The organism is Natrinema amylolyticum (assembly GCF_020515625.1).
Lineage (GTDB): Archaea > Halobacteriota > Halobacteria > Halobacteriales > Natrialbaceae > Natrinema > Natrinema amylolyticum.
Genome location: NZ_JAIWPJ010000001.1, coordinates 1,239,113 through 1,253,916, shown reverse-complemented (window position 1 = coordinate 1,253,916; position 14,804 = coordinate 1,239,113). Strand labels below are relative to the sequence as shown.

At 66.9% G+C, this 14,804-nt stretch carries 13 protein-coding genes and 1 tRNA gene; 9 read left to right on the top strand and 5 right to left on the bottom strand.

The window, feature by feature from the left end:
- Positions 1-26: 26 nt before the first annotated feature.
- Entirely contained in the window at positions 27-965 is a 939-nt protein-coding gene (locus LDH66_RS06125; RefSeq protein WP_226480177.1) for a biotin--[acetyl-CoA-carboxylase] ligase, read from the top strand.
- 89 nt (positions 966-1,054) lie between these two features.
- Here LDH66_RS06125 and LDH66_RS06120 read toward each other — a convergent pair whose 3' ends face one another.
- Positions 1,055-1,531 (bottom strand): universal stress protein, encoded by a 477-nt coding sequence (locus LDH66_RS06120; RefSeq protein ID WP_226480950.1) that lies wholly within the window; start codon positions 1,529-1,531, stop codon positions 1,055-1,057.
- A 174-nt stretch (positions 1,532-1,705) separates the two neighbouring features.
- On the opposite strand from LDH66_RS06120, the gene LDH66_RS06115 reads away from it, so the two are divergent.
- Complete coding sequence (locus LDH66_RS06115) at positions 1,706-2,167, top strand: DUF5799 family protein (protein ID WP_226480176.1); 462 nt, start codon at positions 1,706-1,708, stop codon at positions 2,165-2,167.
- 48 nt (positions 2,168-2,215) lie between these two features.
- On the opposite strand, the gene LDH66_RS06110 is transcribed toward LDH66_RS06115, so the two are convergent.
- Positions 2,216-2,359 (bottom strand): DUF7557 family protein, encoded by a 144-nt coding sequence (locus tag LDH66_RS06110; protein ID WP_226480175.1) that lies wholly within the window; start codon positions 2,357-2,359, stop codon positions 2,216-2,218.
- A gap of 125 nt (positions 2,360-2,484) precedes the next feature.
- Between LDH66_RS06110 and LDH66_RS06105 the strand changes: the two genes are divergently transcribed.
- The gene (locus LDH66_RS06105; protein ID WP_226480174.1) at positions 2,485-2,775 is read left to right on the top strand and encodes a DUF7545 family protein; all 291 of its coding nucleotides are present in this window, start codon (positions 2,485-2,487) and stop codon (positions 2,773-2,775) included.
- Positions 2,776-2,902: 127 nt separating this feature from the next.
- Here the strand turns inward: LDH66_RS06105 and LDH66_RS06100 are convergent, their stop codons facing one another.
- Entirely contained in the window at positions 2,903-7,780 is a 4,878-nt protein-coding gene (locus tag LDH66_RS06100; RefSeq protein ID WP_226480173.1) for a DUF7282 domain-containing protein, read from the bottom strand.
- Positions 7,781-8,276: 496 nt separating this feature from the next.
- Here LDH66_RS06100 and LDH66_RS06095 point away from each other — a divergent pair, with 496 nt between their 5' ends.
- From LDH66_RS06095 to LDH66_RS06085, 3 genes are all read left to right on the top strand, one after another.
- Positions 8,277-8,861, top strand: coding sequence for a biotin transporter BioY (locus LDH66_RS06095; protein WP_226480172.1), 585 nt, complete (start codon positions 8,277-8,279; stop codon positions 8,859-8,861).
- 25 nt (positions 8,862-8,886) lie between these two features.
- A complete protein-coding gene (locus LDH66_RS06090) occupies positions 8,887-9,591 on the top strand; it encodes an energy-coupling factor ABC transporter ATP-binding protein (RefSeq protein ID WP_226480171.1) in 705 nt (234 codons plus the stop codon).
- Positions 9,592-9,658: 67 nt separating this feature from the next.
- A complete protein-coding gene (locus LDH66_RS06085; protein WP_226480170.1) occupies positions 9,659-10,363 on the top strand; it encodes an energy-coupling factor transporter transmembrane component T family protein in 705 nt (234 codons plus the stop codon).
- 809 nt (positions 10,364-11,172) lie between these two features.
- Here LDH66_RS06085 and LDH66_RS06080 read toward each other — a convergent pair.
- Together LDH66_RS06080 and LDH66_RS06075 are read right to left on the bottom strand one after the other, a co-directional pair.
- Positions 11,173-11,246 (bottom strand) — tRNA-Thr (locus LDH66_RS06080).
- Positions 11,247-11,346: 100 nt separating this feature from the next.
- Entirely contained in the window at positions 11,347-12,336 is a 990-nt protein-coding gene (locus LDH66_RS06075; protein ID WP_226480169.1) for a class I SAM-dependent methyltransferase, read from the bottom strand.
- 147 nt (positions 12,337-12,483) lie between these two features.
- On the opposite strand from LDH66_RS06075, the gene LDH66_RS06070 reads away from it, so the two are divergent.
- The 3 genes from LDH66_RS06070 to LDH66_RS06060 all read left to right on the top strand — a co-directional run bounded on the left by LDH66_RS06070 (position 12,484) and on the right by LDH66_RS06060 (position 14,789).
- Positions 12,484-13,002, top strand: a complete 519-nt coding sequence (locus LDH66_RS06070; RefSeq protein ID WP_226480168.1) for a Rieske (2Fe-2S) protein — start codon at positions 12,484-12,486, stop codon at positions 13,000-13,002.
- 69 nt (positions 13,003-13,071) lie between these two features.
- The gene (dph5, locus tag LDH66_RS06065) at positions 13,072-13,845 is read left to right on the top strand and encodes a diphthine synthase (RefSeq protein ID WP_226480167.1); all 774 of its coding nucleotides are present in this window, start codon (positions 13,072-13,074) and stop codon (positions 13,843-13,845) included.
- A gap of 107 nt (positions 13,846-13,952) precedes the next feature.
- Complete coding sequence (locus LDH66_RS06060) at positions 13,953-14,789, top strand: hypothetical protein (protein WP_226480166.1); 837 nt, start codon at positions 13,953-13,955, stop codon at positions 14,787-14,789.
- Positions 14,790-14,804 lie beyond the last annotated feature (15 nt).

Genomic DNA, 14,804 nt, shown 5'->3' with positions numbered 1-14,804 from the left:
AGTGCGAGCGGCCCCCGAGCGGAGTCATGAACGACACGCGACGGGCGATCCTCGCGGCGCTCGCGGACGGGCCGGTGTCCGGCCCCGAACTGGCCGAGTCGCTCGATATCTCGCGGGCGGCCGTCTGGAAGCACATCGAGGGCCTGCGCGAGGCCGACTTCGAGATCGAGAGCGGACCGACCGGCTACGAGCTCGCCGCCGTCGAGGCGTACAACGCCCCGGCGGTCGAGTTCGAACTCGAGGCCCCGTTCTCGGTCGAGTACCACGACTCGGTGGGCAGTACGAACGATCGAGCGCGCGAACTGGCGGGCGAGGGCGCGACGAACGTCGCCGTCCTCGCGGACGAACAGACCGGCGGTCGGGGTCGCCTCGAGCGCGAGTGGTCCGCGCCCGCGGGCGGCGTCTGGGTGAGTATCGTGACGCGGCCGACGATCACGCCCGCGCAGGCTCCGCTGTACACGCTCGCGGCCTCGGTCGCGACGGCGGACGTCGCTCGCGAGGCGGGCGTCGACGCCCGGATCAAGTGGCCGAACGACGTGGTCGTCCCGGTCGGCGAGGACGACGACTACCGGAAGCTCGCGGGGATTCTCACCGAGATGGAGGGCCAGACGGACCGCGTCGAATGGCTCGTCGTCGGCGTCGGCGTCAACGCCAACCTCGATGCCGATGCTCTCCCGGAAGGGGCCACCAGCATTCGCGACGAGGCCGGCGACGTCGACCGTCGGCGCTTCGTTCAGCGATTACTCGAGGCGTTCGACCGCTATCGGGGCGACCTCGAGGCGGTCGTGCCGGCGTGGCGCGACCTGGCGCTGACGATCGGCCAGCGCGTCCGGGTCGATCGCCCCGCGGGCGAGATCGTTGGCGAGGCGATCGACGTCACGGAATCGGGGGCGCTCGTCGTCGAGACGGACGACGGGCGAGTGACGGTGTCGGCGGGCGACTGCGAGCATTTGCGTCCCGTCTGATCGGTCTCGAGAACGCGCTCGAGCGGGCGACGAGCGGTGGCACGGAGAAGTGACTGCATTCCTCTCGGTCGGTCGGCCGACGCAGTCCGTTACTCGGCGGCGAGCCGCGGCTCTTCGGAGCGGTCGTCGACCTCGTCGGGATCGACCTGTACCGTCAGTACCGGTACCGAGGCCCGACGGACGACGCGTTCCGTGACGCTGCCGAGCAACAGCCGATCGATCCCGCCGCGGCCGTGGGTCCCCATCACGATCAGATCGCATTCGGCAGGGTCAGCCTCCTCGACGATGACCTGACTCGGCGCACCGTCGAGAACCTTCGTTTCGACCGTGACGTCCGCCGGTGCGAGTTCCTCGACCCGGTCGACCGCCGCTCGGCCTTCGTCGCGGAGCGCGTCGCTGACGCCGTCGAGTGCCGTCTCCATTGGTAGTCCCCCGTAGCCGGCCGCGTTGACGACGTAGAGCGAGCGAATCGTCGCGTCGTGCGTTCGCGCGAGTTCGAAGGCGTACTCGAGCGCGCGTTCGACCTCGCGCGAGCCGTCGGTCGGGACGAGGATGCAGTCGTACATTGCGTTACGTGATATCATACAACAAGGGACTACATTAACGTTATTACGGTAGCCGTGACTTCCGATCGAGACGACAGCTTTCCGAGAACCGATTCGGAGCTCTCACCGCCGAGTGAACCGTAGAACGCGGCGAGAGGGGAAACGCTGATACAGCCGCCGGTCCAACCGGGGGCCATGAGCGACAACCCGTGGACGGACCGGATCGTCGGCGAGCGAATGACCGTCGATCAGGAGTTCTCGACGCAGATCGAGGCGTCGCAGTTTTCCAACCAGCAGTGGAGCCTGATCATGACCGCCACGGAGTTCGAGATCGAACACCCCGACGATCCCGAGCGGGCGCGGATCGTCGCCAACACGGACAAACTCGACGGGGTCATTCCCGAACTCGACAACGTCCAGGCCGGGATGGGCGCGATGGCCGGTGGGGGAGCCGACCGCGGGTCGAGCTCCTCGAGCGGCGGCGTCTTCGACTCGATCATGGGCGCGCTCGGCGTCGGGGGCAGTAGCGGCCCCTCGGAGGACGAACAGCGGAAAGCGGCCGAACGACTCACGCAGCAGTACGCCGAGGAACTCCAGTCCCACCTCGAGTCCAAGGGGAAGTGGGAGATGATTCGGCGCCAAGCCGACGACCAGTAGGACGACGTCTCTCGCACTGCCGAGACCGAACGCGACACCTCTTCGCCGTCAGTCGCCCGCGTGAAAGAGCGTGTACTCGCTGGTTTCGTAGATGTTGATGAGCTCGTTGACGAGTTCGTCGTAGGACTCGTCGTCGACGCGCAGTGCATCCAGTCGGTCGATCGTCTCCTCTTCGAGTTCGACGGATGGCATAGTTGGAGTTCCGACGCCGAGACGCAAAAGTACCACGGCGAATCACGGCCCGACGCGTTTCGGCTTCGATCGCGTCCCGGGTGCAAGCCACAGCATCTTTACGGACGGTTCCCGACCGTAGCTATATGAGCGACGAAGTCCAGACGACGACGTTCTCGATCAGTTCCGACGACGGCGCGACCGACGAAATCACGATCCCGTCCGGTCTCCTCGACCTCGTCGCCGAAGGCGACCAGAGCGACGCCGAAACCGTCGGCGACGTCATGCTGCTCTCCTTCGCCAGCCGCGCACACCACATCGTCCACCACGGCGAGGACGCGGACGAGGAACTCGAGGCCCAGGAGGCCCGCGTGATGGATCTCTTCGAGGAGCGGTTCGGCGTCACGTTCGGCGAAGCGACCGGGCACCAGCACTGACGGCCGCGACGCGCGGATCAGCGCAGCGTAGTCTCCGCACTGTCTTTTCGCATCCGGCGTCACTGAGAAAGCGACCGATTCCACGCGAGAGCGTGACGGAATCGAGGCGTCGTGTACCGCTGTCTGCTTAGCCGACGGCTTCTTCGGTTCCGTTAGATTCCTCCGTGGCTCCCGCACTCGGGTCATCCGGCGTCTCGACCGGATCGGCGTCTAGGTCGTCATTCGGTCCCGCGTCGTCAGATGGTCCCACGTTATCGGGCGGCCCAGCGTCGTCAGGCGGTCCCACGTTATCAGGTGGTCCTGCATCGTCAGGCGGCCCTGCGTTATCGGGCGGTCCCGCGTCGTCAGGCGGTCCCGCGTTATCGGGCGGTCCAGCGTCGTCAGGTGGGCCCGGTTCCTCGGGTGATGTCTCCGTCTCCGATTCGCCGTCCGGTCCCGCGTCACCGTTCGCTCCCTCGGACTCCGCCGCGGCCGCATCGATCGTCACCGACGCCTGATCGTCGTCGGTCGCGACCGTATGCGTCGACGTTCCCTCCGGCAACGTCGACGAGAACGGGATTTCGGCCGTTTGCCCGCCCGCGAGCGTGACGGTGGACTCGGCGACGGGCTGGCCGTCGACGCTGTAGGTCACCGTCTGCGTTCCCTCGAGGTCGCCCTGATTCTCGACCGTCGCCGCCACCGTCACTTCTTCGCCGGGGTCACCGCTGGCGGGCGCGGAAACGTCGACCACGCCGAAGGTCGCGGGCTCACCGCTCTCCTCGACGGTGACGGTCGTCTCAGCCGTCTCGTTGTCGGTCGACACCGCGAGCGGGTACTCGCCGGGCTCGAGGCCGTCCGTCTCGGCGGTAAACGAGACGGTCTCCGTCTCACCGGGCTCGAGCGAGACCGATTGCGAGTCGACCGCTGTCTCGCCGATCGAGAGCGTGACGTTCTGCGTGCCCGCCTCGCCGCCGACGTGCTGGACCTGGGTCTCGACCGCGAGTTGCTCGCCCCGTTCGACCGGACTGGTGACTGATTCGATGGAGACGCCGAATTCAGCGGGCTCGGACGGCCGAATCTCGCCGGCCGGCGGCGTCGCCGCGGTCACGGGGTCGTCGTACCCGTAGTTCGCGAAGTCGATCGCCCAGACGAGCCGTTCGTCGTCGCTCTCGGGCGTCCACTCGACGGTGACCGTTCCCTCGCCGGGCTCCAGTTCGGACGGCGGCTCGTCGGCCGTCGTCCCCTCGACGAACTGGCTGTTCCCGGAGATCGTCGCGTCGTTCGGGTTCTCGTAGCCGAAGGTCACGTCGATGGCGTTCCCGTCCTCGGCGGGCGTCGTCTCCTCGACCGAAAGCGATGGCAGCGCCGGTCGAGCCTGCTCGTCGCACTCCCTCGCCGAGGGATTCGCGTAGTCGATCGACGCAAAGGGCACCGCTTCCGGCGAACTGATACCGGAGATGTACGTTCCGAAGGTGCCGTAGTCGGGCACTTCGACGAGTACCTCGTCGCCCTCCGACGTCACGTTGCGTTCGTCGCCGACCTCGAAGACGATCGTCCCGGTAAACGGTGCCTCGATCTCGTCACCGGCGGTGACCGCGTCCTCGATGATCGTGTTTCCGAAGCCGACGGAATCGTAGAATCCCGTGCTCGCCGCGACCTGGTCGCCCTCCTCGAGCGACGCGGTGACCACCGCGCGCGAGCAGTTCGTGAACTCGACGTCGAATTCCTCGAGCTCGCTGTCGACCGTGTACTCGACGGTGTCCGTCTCGATTGGCGTCCCGTCCGCTGCCGCGACGACCGCGGCCTCGAGCGTCGCGTTCTCCTCGAGGGGCGGCTCCAGGTCGAACTCCGTCGGGCCGATCGTTTCGTTGGCGGCGAAGGTGTCGCTCTCGGCGAGTCGCGTCCCGTTCTCGTCGGTGACGGTGATCGCGTACTCGACCGACGCGTTGGCCGCGGTGAGGGTGAGCGTCTCGCCGTCACCCGTCTGATCGGCCACCGTGAGGTTCGCCGTCGGCTCCGTCGGATCGGGTTCCGCGACCGCGTACTCGATGGAGTCGTTCGCCAGCACCGCGTCGTCCGCTGTGGCGCGAACCGAAACGTCGACGGTCGCGTTCTCTTCGAGCGGCGGCTCCAGTTCGAGGGTCTGCTCCGCGACTGACTCGTTGGCCTCGAAGGGGTCGCTGTCGACCCGTTGGCCGTCGTACTCCGCGGTAATGACGTACGGCACGGACGCACTCGCCGCGTCGATCTCGAGCGTCTCGCCGTCGCCCTCCTGGTCGTCGACCGAAAGCGTTGCTTCGGGTTGCTCCTCGCCGATCGACTGCTCGAGGACGATATCGCCATTGCCGTCGAGGACGACGACATCGTCTCCGGACGCGTTCCAGACGGGCGTTTCGATATCCCAGTGAAGGGTATCTTCCGTGTCTTCACCGGGACCAGTGACGACGGTCACCGTCTCGCCAGGCTCGAGGGTAAAGCCCTCGGGGAACGTCAGGGGGTTGTATCCTGACCCGTCGACGACACCCTCATCGAAGCGGTCCTGCAAGGTCCACCCGGTGACGTCGAGCGTACGGTTACCCGTATTCTCTAAGACGACGTACTCATCCTCCGGATTCTCCTCGCCGACATCGATATTGTAATCGACGACGGCGAGCATCCCCTCTGCCTCCGGCGCGGAGTCGACGACATCGGTCTCGTTCGTGTCGTCGGCGATAGTGTACTCGATCGTCTCGTTCGCGAGCGCCGTCCCGTCCTCGCCGACGACCGAGACGTCGACGGTCGCGTTCTCTTCGAGCGGCGGCTCGAGGTCGAGCGTGAGGTTCGTGACTCCCGCGCCGGCCGCGAAGGTGTCGCTCTCGACGGTCGCACCGTCGTACGCCGCGGTCACGGTGTAGGGGACGGACGCGTTCGCTTCGGCGACGGCGAGGGTTTCACCGTCGCCCGTCTGGTCGTCGACCGACAGCGTCGCGTTCGGTTCGTCGGGTTCGTCCGCGACGGTCACGAACGCGCCGTCGAGCACCGGTGCGCCGCTCTGGGTGGCGTACGGCACGTCCTCTTCGCCGTCGGACTCGGCGTACTGGAACGTTCCGTCGTCGTTCGTATCGTGGTGGACGACCGCCACGAGCGCGTCGCTCTCCGCGAGCGGCTCGTCGAGTTCGACCGTGACGTTCTCGTGCTCGCCGGCCTCGAGCTCGCTCGAGACGCCGACGATATCGTCGGGATCGGCGTCGACGGCGACGCCGCCGTAGACGGCCACGAAGCCGCCCTCCGAGAGCGAGACGTCCTCTATCCTGACCGTCTCGCCCGCGGACTCCTGATCGGGGAAGTCGATCGAGGCCGTCCCCTCGATCCGGTCGATCGTCTCGATCCGCTGGACGACTTCGACCTCGACGTGCTGAGAGATCACCGTCACGTCGGCGGTCTCCTCGCGGACTGCGTATGCGACCGCGTCGGCCGCGGTCTCCTGGGTCACCGTCTGGAGTTGCGTGATACTGATTTGCTGGGACTGGACGACGCGAGCGGTCTCCTGACTGGCGCTACTCGCCGCGCTCTGGATCTGCGTGACCGACGCCGCCTGTGACTGGACGAGTGCTCCGCTCGCGCTGCCCCGTGCGAGGCGCTGGACCTGCGTTACATCGACGATCTGCGTTTGAGTCACCGATCCCTGACTGGCACCGAACGCGGCGGCTTGCACCTGCTGGACGGTGACTTCCTGCCGCTGGATCGCGCTCGTCACCGCACCCTCTGCGGCACCGGTCGCGGCCGACTGCACCTGCGCGACTGACACCGTCTGGCGCTGGACGAGCGCACCGCCCGCGCTCCCGTCAGCGGCCGCCTGAATCTGTTCGACGGTCGCCTCCTGGCTCTGAGAGATCGCCCCCTTCGCCGCGCCGTAGGACGCCTCCTGGACCTGCGTGATCGAGATTCGCTGGTACTGTTCGATGCTGACGGACTGCACCTGTTTCAGCGACCCTCGACTCGCGCCGCGGGCCGCTGCCTGCGTCTGCTCGACGGAGACCTCCTGTTCCTGTACGAGCGCGCCCTTCGCCGCCCCGGCGGCGACCTTCTGAATCTGCTTGATCGTCACCCGCTGGCGCTGCTCGACCTCGACGCGCTGTTCCTGTGTGAACGCCGCTCGCGTACTCCCCTCGAGCGAGCCGGCTGCGGCACCGGCTGCCGCGTGCTGGACGTGCTCGAGCGTCACCCGCTGGCGCTGTTCGATCGATATCGACTGGTACTGCGTCAGCGCGCCGTAGGCCGCTCCCTGCGCCGCTTCCTGGATCTTCGGCACCTCGCCGACGTCTTTCGCGCCCGCCTCGCTCGCGGCGCCCGCGGCCGCACCGCGGGTCGCGACCTGCAACTGCTCGACGCTCACGCGCTGGCTCTGGGCGACCGCGCCGTGTGCTGCCCCCCAGGTCGCGCTTTGTAACTGGGTCGCGTTCACCGACTGGGACTGGGAGAGCCCGCCGGCGGTCGCGCCGCCGACCGCGTACTGGATCTGGGTCGCGTTCACCGACTGTTCCTGAATCAGCGCGCCGTGGACCGCGCCCTTCGTCGCCGCCTGAACCTGCTCGGCCTCGACGGACTGATACTGGGAGGCCGATCCCTGAGCACCCTCGAGCGCCGCCGTTCGCTGCTCCTGGGTCACCTCGACGCCCTGGGACTGGACGAGCGCGATCCCCTCGCTGACGCCCGATTCGACGGCGTCCTCGTACTCCTGCTGGACCGACGTCTGCGCGGCCGCTCCGCCGTCCGCGGTAGTCGACACGCCGTCCGTCGCGGACGGCCCCATGGGTATCGGCTCGAACTCGAGGTCGGTGCCGGTCGTCGATTGCGTGCTCGCCCGCGCGCTCTCGTTCTGGAGCGCCGCCTGCATTTCGTCTCCAGTGGGCGATTCGACGGCCGCGTCGGAAGCGTCGTCCGGCGCGACCCGCTCGAGGCCGCCCCCGAGTGCCGGCAACGCGACGACGCTGCCGATCATCGCGGCTGTGATCAGAACGACGGCGATAGTTCGCGTCCGCCTCATCGAACGAGTCCTCCTGTCGCGTCGCTCGTCCCCGTCGCGACCCCGCCGTTCCGTCCGCGACTCGCATGATCGCGGATCCGACGTCCGCTCCAATATCGGACTTCCGGTCCGTCGTCGGTTCGTCTGACACCCACTTTCGCGACGTGATTCCCCCAATCGACGGCCCTCGTACTACCGGTTCGCATTTTTCCACCACGGGGCGGAACGAACGCATAAGACCGCCGGTCGTTTCGGTTAGCGAGACGAGACAATCAGTGATTACCCGCTCCGCTCGAGTGCGCAGTCAGCGCGAACGGCCGAGCGACGGCCGTCTCCCGGCGCGACCAGTAACCGGACATCGTGAGCGACCGTCGCCGAAACCGGAAGGAAGCCCGCTGTTTCGGCTCGGTCCCGAACCGTCATCTGCGACGGAATCGACTCGAGACGACGTGTCAGTCCGCTTTCCGATAGTCTCGGAAACCGAAGTATTGATCCGGGTTTACGAGAGTGGCGGGGTATGGCAACAGATCAGAATTCGGTCGAACGCGTCGACGACGAGGTCGTCCGGTCGTTCGCGCGGGCGGCTGTTCTCGCAGCGCTGATGGGCGCGGCCGCCGTCGTGGGATCGATTCCGATCCCGTTCTCGCCAGTACCGGTGTCGTTGGGGGTCCTCGTCATCTACCTCATGGGGCTCTACCTCGGCCCGGTCTGGGGACCGGTCTCAGCCGGGCTCTACCTGACCGCAGGGGCCGTCGGACTCCCGGTATTCGCCACCGGTACGAGCGGGATCGGCGTTCTCGTCGGTGACAGCGCGGGATACCTCTGGGCGTACCCGATCGCCGCGTTCGTCATCGGGGCCCTGGTCCACGGCCGCGGGAACCTCGAGAACCCGACCAAGACCTCGACCCCGGTCCTCGCCGCGGTGTTACTCGCGGCGCTCGTCATCATCTACGCGCTCGGGACGACTTGGCTCGGATACGTTCTCGAGCTCGGCACGATCGAAGCCGTCCAACTCGCCGTCGTTCCGTTTATCCCGGGCGACCTGCTCAAGATCGCCGCCGCGATCGCGATCGTCAAAAGCGGCCGCATCGATCCAACGTGATGGCGACCCTACGGGAGTCGGCTCGATGATCGAGTTTCAGTCAGTTTCCCACTCGTTCGACGACGTTCCCGTCCTCGAGGACGTCTCGCTGTCGATCGACGACGGCGAGTTCGTCCTGCTGGCGGGGGCCAACGGCAGCGGGAAGACGACGCTGCTGCGCCACTGCAACGGCCTGCTGACCCCCGATTCCGGGGTGGTTCGTGTCAACGGCACGCCCGTCGAAGACGATCTGATCGCCGCCCGCTCGAGCGTCGGCATGGTCTTCCAGCACCCACGGGACCAGTTCGTCTCGGCGACCGTAGGCGCGGACGTCGCCTTCGGTCCCGAGAACCTCGGCCTCGAGCGCGACGAGATCGATCGCCGCGTCGCGGCCGCGCTCGAGGCGGTGAACATGACCGGCCGAGACGACGACCGGATCGACGCCCTCTCGGGCGGCGAGCAGTCCCGCGTCGCGATCGCGGGCACGCTCGCGATGGAGCCGACCCACCTCGTCCTCGACGAACCCTTCACCGGGCTCGACGAACCGGCCCGACGCTCGGTCCTCGAGCGACTCGAAGCGCTGGCGGCCGACGGCACCGGCGTCTTGCTCGCGACCCACGACCTCAGAGACGTCTGCGGGCTCGCCGATCGCGTGATCGCCATGCGCGACGGCCGCGTCGCCATCGACGGACCGCCCGAGGACGCGCTGGGGGCACTCGAGGGCCTCAAGGTGCGGGTTCCCGGCCGATGACGGCGCGTTCCGCGGGCGATCGAAGCGGGCCAACCGACCTGCCGACGCGGCGAGTGAGCGAGAACCGATGTTGACCTACGACCCCGACGACACGTTCGCACACCGGCTCGATCCCCGGACGAAGCTGGCAGTGCAGATCGGGTTCGCCGCCACCGCCCTGGCGCATCCGACGCCGCGAGCGTTGCTCGTCCTCTCGGCGGTGACGGCGGTCGCGCTGGTCGCGGCGCGCGTTCCGCTCGGCCGCGCGCTCTCGGCCTACCGGTTCGCGCTGTTCATCCTCGCGCTCGCACCGCTGCTCTCAGGGGTGACGCTCGGCGCGCCTTGGTTCGATCGTTCGGCCGCGACGACATCGGCGCTGGCGAGCTACCGAGTCCTGCTCATCCTGCTCGTCAGTGCGGCCTACGTTCGCTCGACCCCGGTTCGGGACTCTCGAGCGGCGATTCAGCGAACGATTCCCGGCAAACCGGGGCAGATACTCGGCATCGGCGTCGGGCTCGTCTTCCGATTTCTCCCCGTGCTTCGGGGCGACCTCCGGACGATCCGCGAGGCGATGGCCGCCCGGCTGGGGACCGAACGCGGGGTGGTCGACCGCGCCAGCACGGTCGGCGTGCTCGGATTGACACGGGCCTTCGACCGTGCCGATCGACTCTCGCTCGCGCTGCAAGCGAGATGCTTCGCGTGGAACCCCACCCTCCCGCCGCTGACCTTCTCGCGGGCCGACTACCCTGTGCTCGTCCTCGCGGTCACCCTCGCGTGCTCCGCGTTCGTCTGACGGCGAACCTATCTCAGCTCCTCTCGAACTCGAGGGACAACGTCAGTTCCCTGGCCGTCATGCCGGGGGACCGTCTCGGAACGACCGAAACGGTCGTCACTCTTCCGCCGAAGACCGTCACCATCGACGGACCAAACGTGTTTGGAGAGACCCCTATGCCGATCGAGCATATACTCGAGAGTACGGCAGGAAGCCACATCATCACCGCGCCATACACGCACGTCCTGCCGTCGTACCCCCCATACTCCCCTTCTCGCGACGATCACTGCTTCAGCCCCTGCTATCGCGGATTTCGACTGTCCGTCGGCCGTTCTCGACGGTCCAGACCGGTTGTGAGAGACTCCTCTCGTCCGATTTCCGCGATCGGCTATGATGCACCGATCGTCCGGTTCGTACGATTTGATATCGCCGTATCCAGTTTATAGCCGTGTTGAACGGGGTCGCTGTCCCTTCTCTACAAGCCCGACTTGGATCGCTCTACTAAATTGAACCTGCCGGACAGCGTGTCTACATCCCGATTTCAGTCCGTTACTCGAGGCCTCCGGTCTCGTCGCGATCGCCTCGCTCGAGCCGGCGACCGGGTGGCGCTCGAGATCGGTCACATCTCAGTTGCAATTATCCGGTTACACAGCGATTCCGACGGAAATCGAGAGACTACCCGCTCGAATGAGAGGCTGCCCGCTGAGTAGTGTAGAAACCGAGGAAAGCCGGTGGAGGGGATTATGAACCACGGTCGCAGCAAAGCTGCTCCCTGATTCAAATCCCTCCAGGGCATATTCGTCGCTCACGAGTTTGTTCGCGACAGAATAAGCCGGTGGAGGGATTTGAACCCTCGACCTAATCCTTACGAAGGATTCGCTCTGCCAGTCTGAGCTACACCGGCGCGCATTCATTTGTACGATCGATATCGTCCATAAGGGTTGCGAATCGATCCGGTCGTGTGAGTGAGTTACGCGACTCGAGAACCGAGCTCAGACGCCCGGTTATCGCTCGAGTCGGACGTCAAGACAGACGTTCAGCTCGTGTGGGGCGTACGACCGGACGGTGTGGCGGGTTTCGACGGTGACCTCGTACTCCGGCTGCGCGGCCGCGCGGATCGCGCGTTCGCCCGGCCCGAAGGGGTCATCCTCGTGTTGAATGTCGTAATAGTGGAGCGTACAGTCCTCGCTCGCCAGGGTCACGGCTGACTCGAGGAACTCGTCCGCGCTGTGGGGGAGGTTCATCACGATTCGGTCGGCCCAGCCCTCGTACTCGGCGGCGACCTCGCGGACGTCGTCGTTGATCGCGGTTACCCGATCGTCGACGCCGTTTCGGCGCGCGTTCTCGCGGAGGTAGTCGATCGCGTCCGCGTTGATATCGACCCCGACGCACTCCGTGCCGCGTTTCGCGAACGGGATCACGAACGGACCGACGCCGGCGAACATATCGAAGGCGCGCTCGCCCGCATCGACCTGCTCGGCCACGCGGTGTCGTTCGGTCGCGAGCCGCGGCGAGAAGTAGACCTCGGCAAGATCCAGCAGGAACTCACAGCCGTACTCGCGGTGGACGACCTCCGTGTTCTCGCCCGCGAGCAGCTCCCAGTCTCGGACTCGCGTCTCGCCTTTGACCTTCGAGGCCTTGTTCAGAACCGTCTCCGCGGGGAGATCGGACTCGAGAACGGCGTCCGCGATTGCGCGCGCGCGTTCTGAATCGTCCTCGTCGATGAGCGCGGCCTCGCCGAGGCGCTCGTAAGTCGGGTCGAACGCGAGGAGATCGGCGGGCGTCGTCTGACTCTCGCGCTCGGCGACCGTGCGCGAGACGACGTCGGCGTCCTCGAGTACGTCCCGAACGGAATCGGGATCGATGACCGGAATGTAGAGCCAGCCGTCCTCGACGGCGATTTCGTACTCGTCGTCGATCAGGTCCGCGTCGGCGAGCGCCGTGCGCGTGGCTTCTCCGTTCTCGGGCGCGACGCGAACGCACGGGACTTCCATACGCGAACTGGCCGTCGGCCCGCCGTAACGCTGACGTTTTCGCCGACAGTGTCCCCGTCAAAATCAGACATGAACCGATAACCGCTATACGAAATGTCGGGGGATGCCGAGCGTATTTCCATGCGACGCACGTACCGTCCGCTCGAGATGAGCGTGCGAACACGACTCACGACCGTCGAGACGGTCTACGAGAATCGCTCGTGGCTGTTCACGGTTCGAGATCAGTACGGAGAGCCCGACGAAGTGGTCCTCGTTCCCTGCGAAGACGGTGTCGAGCACGGTTCGACAGGCAGTCGGTCCGGGGACGACGACACCGGAAGGCGCTCCGCGTCTTCCGAGCCCTCGGTCGCTGACGCTCCCGACGACGGGGTCGAAGCGTGGATCAACCGCTGCACGCACGAAGCACAGCGGCTCGATACGGGCCGCGGGGTCGCGATGCGCGACGGCCAGATCATCTGTCCGAAACACGGGTCGATGTTCGACGCCTGCTCGGGCTACTGCGACAACGGCGAGGCGGCCGACACGACGCTGCCGTCCGTCGACGTCACGGTCGAGGACGGCGTCGTCTATCTGACCGACGACGACGTGACCTTCGCCCACGAGGGCGGCATCGACGACGGAGGCGATGACGACGGCCCGGCGTCGACCTCTCACATCGGCTTCTGACCGCGTCGGTACCGACGGCTCGGCCGTCGTCTCGAAAGGGTATTCCGGGCGCTGGCAGTACGACCGCCTATGCTCACCTTCATCGGCCTCGGTCTCTACGACGAGCGCTCGATCACCGTCGAGGGGCGCGACGCCCTGCAGGCGGCCGACCGCGTCTACGCCGAGTTCTATACCAGCCGGTTGATCGGAACGACGATCGAGGACCTCGAGTCTTACCACGAGACAGAGATCGAGGTCCGGGACCGCGCCGGTGTCGAACAGCATCCCGAGGACATGCTCGAGGCGGCCGAGAGCGAGGACGTCGCGTTCCTGACGGCGGGCGACACGATGATCTCGACGACCCACGTCGACCTCCGGCTGCGGGCCCACGATCGCGGGATCGAGACGCGAGTGATCCACGGCGTCACTGCCCAGACGGCCACCAGCGCGCTCACCGGGCTGCAGAACTACCGGTTCGGGAAGGCGACGACGCTGCCGTTTCCCTACGCCCACGGGGCCGAAGGCCTCCCCGCGAGCGTGACGGAGACGATCGACGACAACCGGGCCGACGGCCTGCACACGGTCGTCTATCTGGACATCAAAGCGGAGCGGGAGGAGTACATGACCGCCGACGTCGGTGCCGAGTTGCTCGCCGAGGCGTACCCCGACCTCGTGGGCGTCGTCGTCGCTCGCGCGGGCAGCCCCGATCCGCTCGTCGAGGCCGGGACGATGACCGAGCTGGCCGACCGGGAGTTCGGCGACCCGCTGCATCTGCTCGTCGTTCCCGGGGAGTGTCACCTGCTCGAGGCCGACGCGCTGGTCGAACTGGCGGGGGCCGACCGTGACGCCCTCGAGATCGCCTGACGGCGGCGATAGCGGTTCGAGGGTCGTGACCGTCCCCAGCGACTAACGGTGTTTCGATCGGAAACGGACGCCGAGGGATTTACGGTGGGTGCGGGTAAGGATGGGCCATGAGCGGTCCGGAGGTCACGGACGACGGGGCTCGTCCCGAGGGGTCGACGGGGAACGGCGATCGGGACGGCCTCGATCGGGAGACCCTCGAACTGGCCCGGGAAGAGCTCCGTGCGACGTTCGAGTATCAGGTCGAGCGCGTCCAGGAGATCGACGAGAAGGCGATCGAGATCCTGAAGGCGAACCTCCTGTTGATCGGGCTGGTCGTCACCGGCGGCTCGATCGTCGTCCAGACCACGATCGACGTCGCGCCCTTCGTCAACCTCTTTACGATCGCCAGCGCGTTGCTCCTGCTAGTCTCGACGGGACTCGCCGGCGTGACGTACACGGCTTCGAACCTCCGGGGCGGCGTCGACGGCGACGCGGTCGAGGCCGCGCTCGCGACGGCGCGAGCCGATCCCCAGGCCGACGCCGACCGGTTCGAGGTGCGGCTGCTTCGCAGCTACGGCCGGTGGATCGAGTACAACGCCCGGGTGACCGCCGTCAACGACATGTTCGCGACGATCACCGTCCTCATGGTGATCGCCGCGTTCGTCTACGTGGTCGCGGGGATCGCGGTCGGCGCGCTCGGCCCGTCCACGCTCGTCTCGGCGGTCGCCTTCCTCGCGCTCACCGCCGCGCTGCTGTGGGTCGGGTCCTTCGCGTACTACATGGACCACCTCGGCGCGAGCGACGAGCACTGGGCAGGCACGTTCGACGGCGTCAGGATCTCGAAGGGCGTCACTCGAAAGCGAGGGCTGTCGACGCTCCGGACGATGCGCAGCGAGGGCGCGACCGACGAACGGGAGGAAGCGGCGGCCGAGGAGGGCGTCCCCGAGCGGAACCCGAAGCCCTGAAACCGCACTGTGCTC